Genomic DNA, 13,232 nt, shown 5'->3' on the forward strand with positions numbered 1-13,232 from the left:
GCATGCGGACGTGGAAACTCCTCGACAGCGGGGAGCTACCGGCCTATTATGCAAGCAATTAGTTGGTTAACTGAGCCCATGATAGTTGAGTGAAATGAATTACACAAGTAAACGTTTGGATAATAGCGAGGCGCCGCAAACGACGGAGCGCATCCTGTATTTCATCAAGACCAAGGGGCCCGTCTCCACGGCCACCCTGGCCAAGACCCTGGACATGACGGGCGAGGCGGCGCGCCAGCAAGTGCAGAAGCTGGTGGCGGCGGGCTTGATCGAGGGGCGCCAGGAAGCCCAGGCGGGCGCCGGCCGGCCGCGCCAGAACTGGGTCTTGACGGAGGCGGGCAATGCGCGCTTTCCCGACACGCATGCGCAGCTGACGGTCAAGCTGATCGGCTCGGTGCGCCAGCTGTTCGGCGAGGTAGGGCTGGATAAACTCATCACCCAGCGCGAAGAGGAAAGCCGCAGCGCGTATGCACTGGCGTGCTCGGCGCCGGACTTGCCCACGCGCCTGCGCCAGCTGGCGGCCGTGCGCGATGAAGAGGGCTATATGGCGCGCGTGGAAGAAGACGGCGGCGACTGGCTGCTGATCGAGGATCACTGCCCCATCTGCGCCGCCGCGCGCACCTGCCAGGGCTTTTGCCGCTCCGAATTGCAGCTGTTCCAGGAAGTGGTGGGACCGGGCGCCAGCATCGTGCGCGAGCAGCACGTGCTGGCCAACGCGATGCGCTGCGTCTACAGGATTTCGCCGCTTTCTTAAGGCTTCGGAAACAGGGGCCGGGCGGCCAGCGCCACCAGTCCCGCCAGCCACCACACGACGGGCCAGCTGCTGGCCGCCAGCAAGTGCGGGATGGCGATCGGCGTGAGGAACAGTCCCACGTAGACAGCCGTGTTCGCCATGCCCAGGGCCGTGCCCGCGTTGGCGCCGCCCGCTTCCGTCGCCAGTTCCGTGTAAGCCACGCCATGCCAGGCGGAGACGGCAATGCCGGCCACCACCACGGCCGTCATCAACACCCAGCCCGGCGCATGGCCGCTGGCGGCAATCCCCAGCAGCACGAAGCTGGCCAGCGCTACCCAGGCCGAGCCGCGCAGCCAGGCGGGCCGGTTCGCGCGGCGGTCCGTGTGGCGTCCGCTCCAGATGCGCATCACCATGGCGCCCGCCTGCAGGGCCACCATCACGGCAGTGATGGCCGCCAGACCCAGGTGGCCATGGTCGTGCAGGAAGACGGTCGCATAGCTGAGAATGGCAAACTGCGGCACGCACAGCAAGCCGATGGCGGCCACCATGCGCCAGACCTTGCGGTTCTGCAGCGGCGGTGGCGGCTTGATCGCAGACACGCCCGTGGACGCGTTGTGCGGCCCCGTGGCGGCCTCGGCAGAAAAATCGGGCTCATGCATCCAGCGCCACGTAAAAAACGCCGACAGCGCGCATGCGCAGGCCAGGGCGCCAAACACGGGCATGAAGCCGTAGCGTGATGCCAAACTGGGCAGGACAAGGGCGCCGAGCCCGCCGCCCAGCGGCACGGCTGTCTGGCGGATGCTCATGGCGAAACCGCGTTCGCCGGCGCCGAACCAGCGCATCACGGCGCGGCCGCTGGCGCCATTCACGCTGCCGCCCAGCACGCCCACCGCCGCCAGCCCCGCCGCAAGCGCCCACAGGGGCGGCACCGTGCCGCTGGCGGGGGTGATCCACAGCAACAGGGCCAGCAAGGCCAGCATGGTGCCCAGCAAGCCGGTCAGCAGCACGGGCCGGTCGCCCCAACGGTCGGTGGCTATGCCCCATGGCAATTCAGACAGGGCCACGCCCAGGCCCATGGCGCCCAGCGCCACGCCCAGTTGCGTATTGCTCAGGTGATAGCCGCTGCGCAGCCAGATGGCCGTGGTGGGCATGCCGTTGGCGGCGGCGGAAAACGTGGCGTTGGCCGCCACGCCGACGGCCAGCACTTTCCAGCGGTGGCTGGCAGCATGGGCAGGCGCGGCGACGGGTGTGGTGCTAGGGCAGATGGTATGCATGGCAAGCAGGGAAAGTGGTTGACCCTGACAGTGTTGCGCAGTACGATCGTTCTGAATATCAGATAATTTAATTTGCACCATCCCATAAAACCGGATGATATACAGGGCGCCATGAACCCACTCAATTTTGACATCGCCTTTCTGCGCAGCTATGTGGCCGGTATCGAGCTGGGCAGCTTTGCCCGCGCGGCCGGCAAGGTGGGCCGCTCCACCTCGGCCGTCAGCGCGCAGCTGAAAAAACTCGAGGAACAGGCGGGCCTGCCCTTGTTCCGCAAGGATGGCCGGGGCCTGGCGCTGACGCAGGCGGGCGAAGTGCTGCTTGGCTATGCGCGCCGCCTGCTGGAGCTCAATGACGAGGCCGCTGTCGCCTTGCGCGGCGTGGAACTGGAAGGCTGGATCAGGCTGGGCTTGCAGGAAGACTTTGGCGAGGCGCTGCTGCCCGAGGTGCTGGGGCGCTTTGCGCGCGCCCATCCGAAAGTGCGCATCGAGGCACACGTGGCGTGCAACACGGCCTTGCTGGAGCGCCTCGCGGTGGACCAGCTGGACCTGGCCCTGCTGTGGGGCGGCGCGGGCATCGTCGGCCTCGATGGCTATCCGCTGCACCAGCGCCAGCGCATTGCCGAGCCGGCTATGCGCTGGGTCGGTTCGTCCAGCGTGGAATGGCAGCCCCAGGTGGGAGAAGCGCTGCCGCTGATCATGTTCGACCGCGAATGCCTGTTCCAGCGCTGCGCCACGCAGGCATTGGACCGCGCCGGCATCGCCTGGCGCATCGCGTTTACCAGTCCCAGCCTGGCTGGCCTGTGGGCGGCGGCGGCGGCCGGGCTCGGTGTGACGGTGCGTACGGGCCACGGCTTGCCGCCGTCCGTGCGCGTGCTGGACGAGGCCGAGGCAGGCTTGCCCGCCCTGCCCTCGCTGTCGCTGGAATTGCTGCGCGCCGCCTCACCAGCCAGGCCGCCAGTGGAACGGCTGGCGGCCCTGATCATCGAGTCGCTGCAGGCCGGTGCCGCTTAAAACTCTTGCACCGTGGGGCGCAGCACGATTTCATTGATATCCACGCCATCGGGCTGCTCGATCGCATACGCCACGGCGCGCGCCACGGCATCGGCGGGAATGGCCTGCTTGTAGAATTCCTTCAAGCCGGCCGCGCTTTCCGCATGGCTGCTGCCGCTCGGCAACTCCGTGGCCACGGCGCCCGGCAGGATGGTGGTGGTGCGGATGGCGCCGCCCACTTCATGGCGCAAGCCTTCCGAGATGGCGCGCACGGCGAATTTCGTGCCGCTGTACACCGTGCCGCCCGGGCTGAAGACCTTTGCGCCCGCCACCGAGGAAATATTGATGAAGTGGCCGCTGCCCTGCGCGCGGAAGAGCGGCAACGCTGCCGCGATACCGTACAGCACGCCCTTGATATTGATATCGATCATGCGTTCCCACTCTTCCACCTTCAGCGCATCGATGGGGGCGATGGCCATCAGGCCCGCATTGTTGACCAGCACATCGACCTTGCCGAAGACGCGCGCGCCGTCATCGACCAGGTTTTGCACCTCGCTGGCCTGGGTCACGTCGGTTTGGACGATGGCTGCCTGTCCGCCGGCCGCCGTGATTTCCTCGGCGATGGCGTTGAGCAGATCCATGCGCCGCGCGGCGAGCACGACAGAGGCGCCCAGCGCGGCCAGGTGCCGCGCCGTGGCTTCGCCCAGGCCACTGCTGGCGCCGGTGATGATGACGACTTTCCCTGCAATTGCTTGATTCATGATGGTTTCCTTATGGAAGCAGCATGCTGCTGCGGATGACATCGATGGAGGATACAAACGCCCTGTGGGGTCGCGCGCGCAGTGTGGCGGTGCTGGCGCATGCAGCAAGGTCCGGTAGTGGCCACGCGGCAGGCATAGCTTAGCGTATTTGCCGGCCTGTTTGCTGCAATATTGATAATTATTAAGTGTACGCGATCAGTACCTGCACGGGCGCCATGGGGAAATCGCTGGCGCTGTATTGCTCCACCTGCCGCCATCCGGCCGCGCGCAGCAGTTGCGCCAGTTCCCCCTGCCGCGTCACCGCGCGGCCCAGCATGCGCATCGGCAAATAGTAGGGCAGCACGCGCGCCGCGTCCTCGGGCGCGGTGGCGATTTCCGCCTGCACGCAGACGAGTACGCCACCGGGTTTCAGGGCCGCGTGCATCTTGCGCAGGGCGGCGGGCACATCGGGCACGAAGTGCAGCACGGATGAGCACCAGATCAGGTCGTAATCGCTGCCGATATCGTCGCTGTCCAGATCGCCGCCCAGGGTTTCCAGGCGCTCGGATAGTTGCGCGTGGGCGATGTTCGCGGCCGCCACGGCCACCGTTTCCGGCCAGTCAAACACGCAGCCGTGCAATCCCGCGTGGGCTTGCGCCAGCGCAATGGCGACCCAGCCGGGACCGCCGCCCAGGTCCAGCAAGCGCAAGGGCGTGTTGCACGCGGCGAATGGCGCGACGCGCTGCATCACGGACAGGGCCGCGCGCATGGTGACGGCGCGCTGCTCCTGGCCAATCTGCTGCTGCGCGGCGGCCGCCCAGTTGACGCCATTTGCCGTGTTATATGGCGACGGCGCGGCCTTGCCGCCCTCGCGCACGAGCGTGCTCAACTGCGTGGCGAAGTGGCGCAGCGCATGCAGCCGGTACAGCCAGGCATCGCCGCAAAAGGCAACGGAATCGCGGCAGAAATACTGCAGGGTGGTGGCCGTGCAGCGGTAGCGTTGTGCTTGCGTGTCGGCATGCGCCTCGGCCGCATCGCGTTCCAGCACCTGCATGCTCCACAGCAGTTCCAGCAGCAGCGCCGTGTGCGGCGCATGCAGCGACAGGATGTCGGCCAGTTGCGCCGGCGTGTGCGGCGTGGCCAGCACCTCGAAAATGCCCAGTTCCAGGGCGGCGGCCAGACCATCGGCCTGGACCGGGGCGACGGCCAGGTTCCAGTACGGTTGCAAGGGGTGCGAGGTGGTAAACGGCATGGTGCTTCCTTTCGGCGAAGTAAATAGCGAGGTGCATGGCGCGGTGTGCTGCAAGGTATTTTATGGAATAATGAGAATAATTATCATTTGCATTTGTATGCGCGGCGGTGCATTTCGTATGCGCGACGGTGCGCGAGAAAAGAGGGGAAGCGAAGATGGAATACGACAGGGAAGCGGCAGGCTGGACGCGGCGCCAGCTGGGTCACGGGATGGACGATTGCCGCGCCGACCAGCGCCAGGTGGACCAGGGCTTGCTGCTCGTGCATTCCGATTACCGCCCACGGCACGCGCTTGTCGAGCAGTCGAACCACGATGATGCGGGCGGCATGGTGATCACCATCGGCCTGGAAGGAGCTTCCGGCTACACCACGCGCGATGGCGGGCAGTTGCGTTTCCAGGGCGGCCATACGACAGTGACGGTGTTTCGCCATACCAGCGGCGAACGGCGTTTCGAGGCGCAGCAGCGGGCGGCGCAATTGCGCGTGCTGGTCGACGAGCAGGCACTGGCGCGCTATGGGCAGCCGGGGCTGTCGTCCTTGCTGCCCCACGATGGCGCGCGCCAGCTGGCGCATGCCGCTACTACGGCAGCGTCCGCCCTGCATGCGCGCGCGCTGCTGCGCGCGACGGACCCGTTGGCCGTGCATATTGGCGTGCTCAGTCTGCTGGCGGAACAGTTGCGCGGCTTGCAGCCGGCGCCCGTGCCCGTACCGCGCTGGACCGATGCCGATATCGCCAGGCTCGAACGCGCGCATGCGCTGATGCAGGAGCAGATGGCGCAGGCGCTGACGCTCGATTACCTGTGCGCGCAAGTGGGCTTGAGCCTGTTCAAGTTCAAGCAGGGCTGGAAGTACCGTTATGGCGACAGTCCGCAGCGCACCCTGCTGGCGCTGCGCATGCACCGGGCAAAGTTACTGCTGGAAAATGGTTGCCAGGTGGCGCAGGCGGGATGGCAAACGGGCTACCGCCACCCGTCCAATTTCAGCGCCGCCTTTACCCGCTATTTCGGCCATGTGCCGAAGAGCGTGGGGCGCGCGGGCGCGTAAACAGCCGGTGTAGAATCGGCGGGCAGCATTCATTGATACGACCCACAAGGAGACATGATGGCCCGCAAAATCTTTGTCAATCTGCCCGTCCAGTCGCTGGAACGTTCCGTCGCATTCTTCACGGCGCTGGGCTTCAGCTTCAATGCCCATTTCACCGATGAAACGGCAACTTGCATGATCGTCGCCGACGACATCTTCGTCATGCTGCTCACGCACGACAAATTCAGGCAGTTCACGCCCAAGCAGTTGTGCGATACCACGGTGGCGACGGAAGTGCTGGTATGCCTGTCGGCCGAGAGCCGTGGCGAAGTCGACGAGCTGGTGGCCAAGGCCGTCAAGGCGGGCGGCAGCATCTACAAGGAGCCGATGGATTTCGGCTTCATGTACGGGCATAGTTTCCAGGACCCGGACGGGCATCAGTGGGAGCTGATGTTCATGGAGCCGAACGCCGTATCTGGAAACGCCTGACCAAACCTACTGCGCGTCGCGCTTTGCGGCCGGCGATGCTCACCGTACTAGAGTACGGTTGCGCTTCTCGGCCACAAATCACTGCCGCTCGCTACGGTTTTGTCAGGCGATGCAATAGCCAAGTCAAAACACTTGTTAAGCCCACGCCTTAGCTGGCCAGCGCCAGCAGATCTACCACGTCCAGGCCCGCCAGGTCTTGCGTCGTGTTGCCCGCGAAGGCGGCGCGGCTAGCCTGGCCATTTTTCAGCCAGGTGCGCGTCACCGTCTTGATCTGCGCCAGGGTGCAGTTCAGCACGCCGGTGCGGAATTGCTGGCGCACGGCTTCCGTCGTGCCCCGCTGCTGCATGTTCCACGCCGTCAACGCTTCCGCGTACGGCGAGTGCGGCTTGTCGAGGCCCTTGATGACGCAGATGATGGCTTCCTCGACCTGCTCCTGCGAGAAGTCGCCGTCGAGGATCTGGTCCAGGGTCGTGCCGAAGTCGGCATAGGTGCCGGCCAGGCGCGGATCGCGGTAGGAACTCAGTGTGAACGTGCCGGCGCCGGCCGCGTAGCTGGCGCTGCCGCCATACGCGCCGCCTTTTTCGCGCAGGGCCGTATGCAGCACCTGGTTGGTCATCAGCTCGGCGGCCACGGCCAGGGCCGAGGCGTCGGGATTGTGCACGCCAGGCACGGCCCAGGAAACGAAGCAATGGTTGATCTGGCTCGTCGCATGCAGGGCCGTGTTGGCCAGCGGCAAAGCGGCTGGCGCGGGCGCCACTGCCGGTTGCGCGGCGTCCGTGCCAGCTGCCGGCAATGCCAGCAGGCGGGCCAGGATGAGGCCATCCTGCTCCAGTCCCGCGCACAGCACGGTTGGCTGCTGGGCGATGATGTGCGCGTGCAGGGTGTCGAGTTCGCGGGCTATTTCCTGCAAGCCGGCCGACGTCTTGCTCAGCTGCTGCAAACGGCGGTAGAACGGCAGCGCGGCCGGGCCACCGACGATGTCGTCGAAACGGCGCGTGGGCGACAGCGGCGCCATCGAGGCCAGCATGGCGTAGCGGTTGCCCGATTCGGCCAGGCTGGAGAGTTTGTCCTGCACCAGGCTTTCGATCAGGAAGGCCAGACGCTCTTCCTCATCGAAGCGGGGCTTGGCGATCCAGGCCGACAGCACGGCGGCAATCGCCGCGTGTTCTTCGCGCAAGCCGCTGGCCGAGAACGACAATTCCACGCGCATTGCTTGTTGCGGGCGGGGAATGGCTTCCAGGCCGATGTGGAACGATGGCACCATGCTCTGGCGCCAGGCGCTGGCGTCGTCGAACGACATGTCGCCCACGCCCAGTTCCGGCGCCAGGTCCGTGTACAGGCGCAGCCATGGCCACGACGCTTCCGGCAAGCCCGACACGTCGTACAGCACGTTGGCATAGCTGATGCCGTTCGAGGCAATACTGAAGGCCACGGCGCCGTCGACGGCCGGTGGAATCGGCAGTGCCGGGCGCGGCAGCGGGCTGACGTCGCCAGGGCGGATGCGCGGCAAGACCTCGGAATTCGATGGCAGCTGCTGGTGCGCTTCCAGCGCGGCGGACTCGGCGATGATGTGTTCGCGTTCGGCGTCCGTCAGGCCCGCCTGCAGGGCCGCCAGCTTGGCGTCTTCCTGTGCGGCACGGTCCGTGAAATAGGCGGCATCGGGCACCACGTGCGTCGTTAAACGGGTGGGATTGGCGATCAGCTTGCGCACCAGCTGCTTGAAGAATTCAGGATCGTCGATCTGCTGCTCCAGGGTTTCCAGGATGGCCGCATTGTCGAAGGCATCCATGACGTCGCCGCCATACATGGCCAGCGGCAAGGCGTGCAGCAAGCGGCCCAGGCCGTAAGGCATGCGGCCGCTGCTGATTTCGCGCTGGCTGTACTTGATGTCGCGCAAGGCGGCGTGCAGCACGGCGGCGGGAATGCCCTCTTGCGCCGTTTCTTCCAGGGCCGTCCAGATGCGCTGGTGCGCGTCGGCGATCTGTTCTTTGGTTAAACCTTCCATGCCGATGTGGAACACCATCTGGCGGATGCCCGCGTCGCGGCCATTCATGTCCGATGGGCGGCCATAGCCGGCCGATTCCATGGCGCGCATGACGGGCGCCGACGATTCGCCGAGCAAGCCGTGCGACAGCAAATGCGCATGGTAGTAGGCGATCGGGTCGCTCGACTCGCCCATCAGCCAGGCGAACTGCAGGCCGAATTCATCGTCGCGCGCTTCCTGCGACGGAATGTTGACGGTGTTTTCCTGCGGCGCCGTCCAGGCGGGCGCCAGTTGCGGCAGGCGGCGCGGGCTAAAGCCGCTGAGCTTGGACAGCACGCGTTCGGCCACTTGTTCCTGCACCGCCGACGCTTCGATATTGCCGGACGTCATGATGACGGCTTGCGAAGGGTGGTAGTGGCTGGCGTGGAATTCCTTCAGCATCTCATGCGTCAGTTCCGGGATGACCAATGGGTCGCCGCCCGACTCCACTTCGTATGTCGTGCCTTTGAGCAAGGTGCTGGCGATGCCGCTGTCGAGCGCGCGCATGGGGCTGTTGAAAGCGCCCTTCATTTCATTGAAGACGATGCCCTGGTACACCAGCTTGTCGCCCTCGAACGCATGGCGCCAGCCTTCCTGGCGGAAGTTCAGGTAATCGAGGTTGGGGAAGAAGGCCGCATCCAGGTACACGTCGAGCAGGTTGAAGAAATCCTTGCGGTCGGTGCTGGCGAACGGGTACACGGTGCGGTCCGGATAGGTCATCGCATTCATGAAGGTGGCCGTCGAGCGGCGCAGCATCGAGAAGAAGGGGTCGCGCACCGGGTAGCGGGCCGAGCCGCACAAGGCCAGATGTTCCAGGATGTGCGCGCGGCCATCGCTCACTTCAGGCACAGTGGGAAAGGCCACCAGGAACACCATTTCAGCCTGCTCGGTATGCATGTGGATATGGCGCATGCCCGTTGCCGGGTCGACATACTGCTCGATGGTCGCCTGCAAGACTGGAATGAAGTTGCTGCTGACTTTTTCAAATGTGCTCATGCGGTATGGGATCTCTTCGGTAGGTGATTCGGATTGCGGTAGACGTGCATTACATCTGGGGGCAAAGCGGCGAAATGCCAGAGCGGGCGCCACTTTGATGCCTGTGTAAAGTTTTTCCCTATTGTACTAGGAGTGTCGTCACGCCGCCGCCAGGCGCTGATAGACGGCTGCCTGGCGGCCGGAAAAGCAACAGCGGGATGGAATATTGTCATATAGGCCACTTCCAGACAGGTGGCGACCCCGTCCGCAAGCTTAGCGTACCATGCGCCTTTTCCCCCTTGCTGACTGAACCGAAGGCCGTATCTTGTCCAGACTTTCTTTTCGCCAATTGTTATTCGCCGCCTTCATCCTGACGGCAGGCATCTTGACGGCCACCTCCGTGCAAGCCCTGCTGACCCTGGAACACCTGGCGCGGCTGGGACGCGAGACGGCGGCGCAAGCCATTACCCTGACGGAACAGTCGCAGCGCCTGTCCGAGCGCACCCTGGCCATGGAGCGCAGCGCGCGCCAATTCCTCGTGCTGGACGACCCCGTCTTCCGCGAACGCTACGCGGCCGCCCGCACGGAAGCGCAGGCGGCCCTGCAAGTGCTGAACGGCGCGACACCCGAGTTCGCCACGCAGCTGGCCGACGAGTGGACGGCGCAGGCGCAGGCGGCGTGGGAAGTTTTACAAGCCGGCAAGCGCCGCAAGCGCGATGGCCACGCTGTTGTGTATCGCGCATTTGCCCGCATGACGCAGATCAATGACACCTTGGCGCGCGAGAGCAAGACGGAAATCGGCAGCCGCAACGACGCCCTGCTGGTCGAGCTGGAGCGCCAGCGCGGCATGCTGGGGGCGCTGGTCATCGGCGCCGTCGTGCTGGCGGCCGTGCTGGCCACCTGCTTCGGCTTTTTATTGTCGCGCCCGCTGCGCCGCATCAAGACGGCCATCGAACGCCTGGGCGACAAGCGCTACGACCAGCCCATCGTCGTGGGCGGCCCGGCCGATACGCGCCGCCTGGGCCAGCAGCTGGACTGGCTGCGCCAGCGCCTGGCCGACCTGGACGCGGACAAGGAACGTTTTTTGCGCCATATTTCGCATGAATTGAAAACCCCGCTGGCGGCCCTGCGCGAAGGCGTGGCCCTGCTGGAAGACGAGGTGGCCGGCAAGCTCAGCGATGGCCAGCGCGAGATCGCCGGCATCCTGCAGCAAAACACGGCGTCGCTGCAAACCCAGATTGAAGACTTGCTGCGCTACAATACCGCCGCTTTTGACGCCCAGCACCTGGCGCACAGCAAGGTGGACTTGCTGGTCCTGCTGCAAGATGTGGTGGCGGGCCAGCGCCTGCAATGGCAGGCGCGCCGCCTGACGGTCGATGTGGCGGGCGAGTCCCTGATCGTGCAGGCCGACCGCGACAAGCTGGCGACCGCCCTGGCGAACATCCTGTCGAACGCCGTGCGCTTCAGCCCGGAAGGCGGCACCGTGCGCTTTAGCTTGTCCGCCGTGGCGGGCCGCGCGCGCATCGACTGCAGCGACGAGGGCGCCGGCGTGGCACCCGAGGATGCCGAGCGTATCTTCGAGCCGTTTTACCAGGGCGTGCGCCAGGCTACCGGGGCGCGCAACGGCAATGGCATCGGCCTGTCCATCGTGCGCGAATACATCGCCGCCCACGACGGCAGCGTCACTCTTTTACCGCGCCAGGCCGGCGCACATTTTCGGATAGAACTGCCTTTATGATGACGAGAATTTCCGTGGCCGCCATGGCCGCCAGTGCGCTGCTATTGAGCGCATGCGCCACCCAGCCCGCCAGACAGACGCCCGTGCTGGTGCAAACGCCGCCCCGCGTGGTGGTGGTGGCCGATCCCCAGCTCACCGATCTGCTGGCGTACCAGAGCGCCTTGCGCCTGATGACGCCATCGGAACTGGCGAAGGCGCAAGCGGACCTGGCCAAGGCCGAGCATGCGCCGCAGAACACCATCCGCCGCGCCATGCTGCATGCGGCCGTGCGCGGCACGGGCGACCTGGCCCGCGCGCAGGCGCTGCTGGAACCGTTGCTGACGGCAACAGGCAAGGACGCGCAACTGCTGGCGCCGCTGGCGCAATTGCTCAGCAGCCAGTATGCGGAACTGCGCCGCCAGGAAGACAGCATAGACAAGCTCAACGCGCAACTGCGCGACGCCCAGCGGCGCATCGACTTGCTCAATGAAAAACTCGAAGCGCTAAAGAATATCGAGCGCAGCCTGTCCGTGCGCCCTGCCGCGGGAGCGCCGAAATGAGCGAACACGCCCACATCCTATTGGTTGACGACGATCCCGACCTGCTGCGCCTGCTGACCATCCGTTTGCAAGCGGGCAATTACCGCGTCACGGCCGTCGGCAGCGCGGAAGCGGCGCTGGCGCGCCTGGCCGTGGAATTGCCGGCCCTCGTCATTACTGATGTGCAATTGCCCGGCCGCGACGGCCTGGCCCTGTTCGATGAAATCCGCCGCCAGCATGCGGCCCTGCCGGTGATATTGCTCACGGCCCACGGCACCATTCCCGACGCCGTCGAGGCCACGGCGCGCGGCGCCTTTGCCTACCTGACAAAACCGTTCGATGGCAAGTCGCTCATGGAAAAGGTGGCGTATGCCGTCAACCTGTCCACCGTGATGCCGGCGCCGGCGCCCGGTGACGATAGCTGGCGTGCCGAGCTGATCAGCCGCAGTTCGCAGATGGCCGAATTGCTGGCCGAAGCCAAGCTGGTGGCGGGGTCCGATGCGAGCATCCTGATCCGCGGCCCCAGCGGCACGGGCAAGGAATTGCTGGCGCGCGCGCTGCACAACGCCAGCCGCCGCGCCAAGGCGCCGTTTATCGCCGTCAACTGCGGCGCCATCCCCGAGCAGTTGCTGGAATCGGAATTGTTCGGCCACGTGAAGGGATCGTTTACGGGCGCCGTCGGCAACCGCGAAGGCCTGTTCCAGGCGGCCGATGGCGGCACCCTGTTTTTGGATGAGATCGGCGACATGCCGCTGCCGCTGCAAGTAAAACTGCTGCGCGTGCTGCAGGAGCGGGCCGTGCGCCCCGTCGGCGCCGACCAGACGCGTCCGGTGGACGTGCGCCTGCTGTCGGCCACGCACCGCGACCTGGATGTGGCCATGGCGGAAGGGCAATTTCGCGAAGACCTGTATTACCGCCTCAACGTCGTCACCTTGACCCTGCCGCCGCTGGCCGAGCGGCGCGAAGACATCGCCCTGCTGGCCAACCATTTCTTGCAGAAACTGGCCGCCAAGTACCAGAAGCCGCTGAACGGCTTTGCGCCCGATGCCCTCACGGCCCTGGTGGCCGCGCCATGGCCCGGCAATGTGCGCCAGCTGGTCAATGTCGTCGAGCAAGTGTGCGCGCTGGCCACGGCGCCGCTGGTGCCCTTGAGCCTGGTGCAGCGGGCGCTGCGCGTGCCGTCGCTGGAAGCGCTCAGCTACAACGAAGCCAAGCAGCGCTTCGAGCGCGACTACCTGATTCAATTGCTGCGCCTGACGGATGGCAACGTGGCCGACGCGGCCCGCCTGGCCGACCGCAACCGCACGGAGTTCTACCGCTTGCTGCAGAAATACGAGCTGACACCGGCCCTGTTCCGCGCCGATGGCGACCCTGTCGCTGAATAGCGACAAAAATAAAGGCTTAATAATCAACGACCTATAAAAAAACATTGATATTGTTGCCATATCCTGTCGCTGCCGGGCGACAAAAAGCCGCTT

Annotated in this window: 11 protein-coding genes; 7 read left to right on the forward strand and 4 right to left on the reverse strand. The window is 65.4% G+C overall.

Annotated features, from left to right (window positions below; translation table 11 throughout):
• The first annotated feature begins 94 nt into the window (after positions 1-94).
• Positions 95-754 carry a metalloregulator ArsR/SmtB family transcription factor gene (locus tag JaAD80_RS04490; RefSeq protein ID WP_102293066.1) on the forward strand — a complete coding sequence of 220 codons (660 nt, stop codon included), beginning with the start codon at positions 95-97 and terminating at the stop codon, positions 752-754.
• Here JaAD80_RS04490 and JaAD80_RS04495 read toward each other — a convergent pair.
• Positions 751-2,007, reverse strand: coding sequence for an MFS transporter (locus JaAD80_RS04495; protein ID WP_102293067.1), 1,257 nt, complete (start codon positions 2,005-2,007; stop codon positions 751-753). The two genes, JaAD80_RS04490 and JaAD80_RS04495, sit on opposite strands and share 4 nt — an antisense overlap.
• 111 nt (positions 2,008-2,118) lie before the next feature.
• Between JaAD80_RS04495 and JaAD80_RS04500 the strand changes: the two genes are divergently transcribed.
• Positions 2,119-3,018 (forward strand): LysR substrate-binding domain-containing protein, encoded by a 900-nt coding sequence (locus JaAD80_RS04500; protein ID WP_102293068.1) that lies wholly within the window; start codon positions 2,119-2,121, stop codon positions 3,016-3,018.
• On the opposite strand, the gene JaAD80_RS04505 is transcribed toward JaAD80_RS04500, so the two are convergent.
• Both JaAD80_RS04505 and JaAD80_RS04510 read right to left on the reverse strand, forming a co-directional pair.
• Complete coding sequence (locus JaAD80_RS04505) at positions 3,015-3,758, reverse strand: SDR family oxidoreductase (protein ID WP_102293069.1); 744 nt, start codon at positions 3,756-3,758, stop codon at positions 3,015-3,017. The genes JaAD80_RS04500 and JaAD80_RS04505 overlap by 4 nt on opposite strands.
• A 181-nt stretch (positions 3,759-3,939) precedes the next feature.
• A complete protein-coding gene (locus JaAD80_RS04510; RefSeq protein ID WP_102293070.1) occupies positions 3,940-4,989 on the reverse strand; it encodes a methyltransferase domain-containing protein in 1,050 nt (349 codons plus the stop codon).
• A gap of 155 nt (positions 4,990-5,144) precedes the next feature.
• Between JaAD80_RS04510 and JaAD80_RS04515 the strand changes: the two genes are divergently transcribed.
• Positions 5,145-6,032, forward strand: coding sequence for an AraC family transcriptional regulator (locus JaAD80_RS04515; protein WP_102293071.1), 888 nt, complete (start codon positions 5,145-5,147; stop codon positions 6,030-6,032).
• A 57-nt stretch (positions 6,033-6,089) separates the two neighbouring features.
• Positions 6,090-6,500 (forward strand): VOC family protein, encoded by a 411-nt coding sequence (locus JaAD80_RS04520; RefSeq protein WP_102293097.1) that lies wholly within the window; start codon positions 6,090-6,092, stop codon positions 6,498-6,500.
• Between the two features lie 148 nt (positions 6,501-6,648).
• On the opposite strand, the gene JaAD80_RS04525 is transcribed toward JaAD80_RS04520, so the two are convergent.
• Positions 6,649-9,519: an insulinase family protein gene (locus tag JaAD80_RS04525; protein ID WP_102293072.1), complete on the reverse strand. Its 2,871-nt coding sequence runs from the start codon at positions 9,517-9,519 to the stop codon at positions 6,649-6,651.
• Positions 9,520-9,823: 304 nt separating this feature from the next.
• Between JaAD80_RS04525 and JaAD80_RS04530 the strand changes: the two genes are divergently transcribed.
• The 3 genes from JaAD80_RS04530 to JaAD80_RS04540 are packed head-to-tail and all read left to right on the forward strand — an operon-like array spanning position 9,824 to position 13,139.
• Positions 9,824-11,236, forward strand: coding sequence for an ATP-binding protein (locus JaAD80_RS04530; protein WP_102293073.1), 1,413 nt, complete (start codon positions 9,824-9,826; stop codon positions 11,234-11,236).
• Positions 11,236-11,775, forward strand: coding sequence for a hypothetical protein (locus tag JaAD80_RS04535; protein WP_258002806.1), 540 nt, complete (start codon positions 11,236-11,238; stop codon positions 11,773-11,775). Before JaAD80_RS04530 ends, JaAD80_RS04535 begins: the two co-directional genes overlap by 1 nt.
• Complete coding sequence (locus JaAD80_RS04540; RefSeq protein WP_102293074.1) at positions 11,772-13,139, forward strand: sigma 54-interacting transcriptional regulator; 1,368 nt, start codon at positions 11,772-11,774, stop codon at positions 13,137-13,139. Before JaAD80_RS04535 ends, JaAD80_RS04540 begins: the two co-directional genes overlap by 4 nt.
• The last annotated feature ends 93 nt before the right edge of the window (positions 13,140-13,232 follow it).

The organism is Janthinobacterium sp. AD80 (assembly GCF_002878455.1).
Lineage (GTDB): Bacteria > Pseudomonadota > Gammaproteobacteria > Burkholderiales > Burkholderiaceae_D > Janthinobacterium.

What these genes read in the sequence shown, in the direction of transcription:
- JaAD80_RS04525 (WP_102293072.1), bottom strand. Translation starts at nt 9,519, where the DNA reads ATGAGCACATTTGAAAAAGTCAGCAGCAACTTCATTCCAGTCTTGCAG.
- JaAD80_RS04505 (WP_102293069.1), bottom strand. Translation starts at nt 3,758, where the DNA reads ATGAATCAAGCAATTGCAGGGAAAGTCGTCATCATCACCGGCGCCAGC.
- JaAD80_RS04500 (WP_102293068.1), top strand. Translation starts at nt 2,119, where the DNA reads ATGAACCCACTCAATTTTGACATCGCCTTTCTGCGCAGCTATGTGGCC.
- JaAD80_RS04490 (WP_102293066.1), top strand. Translation starts at nt 95, where the DNA reads ATGAATTACACAAGTAAACGTTTGGATAATAGCGAGGCGCCGCAAACG.
- JaAD80_RS04540 (WP_102293074.1), top strand. Translation starts at nt 11,772, where the DNA reads ATGAGCGAACACGCCCACATCCTATTGGTTGACGACGATCCCGACCTG.
- JaAD80_RS04495 (WP_102293067.1), bottom strand. Translation starts at nt 2,007, where the DNA reads ATGCATACCATCTGCCCTAGCACCACACCCGTCGCCGCGCCTGCCCAT.
- JaAD80_RS04510 (WP_102293070.1), bottom strand. Translation starts at nt 4,989, where the DNA reads ATGCCGTTTACCACCTCGCACCCCTTGCAACCGTACTGGAACCTGGCC.
- JaAD80_RS04535 (WP_258002806.1), top strand. Translation starts at nt 11,236, where the DNA reads ATGACGAGAATTTCCGTGGCCGCCATGGCCGCCAGTGCGCTGCTATTG.
- JaAD80_RS04515 (WP_102293071.1), top strand. Translation starts at nt 5,145, where the DNA reads ATGGAATACGACAGGGAAGCGGCAGGCTGGACGCGGCGCCAGCTGGGT.
- JaAD80_RS04520 (WP_102293097.1), top strand. Translation starts at nt 6,090, where the DNA reads ATGGCCCGCAAAATCTTTGTCAATCTGCCCGTCCAGTCGCTGGAACGT.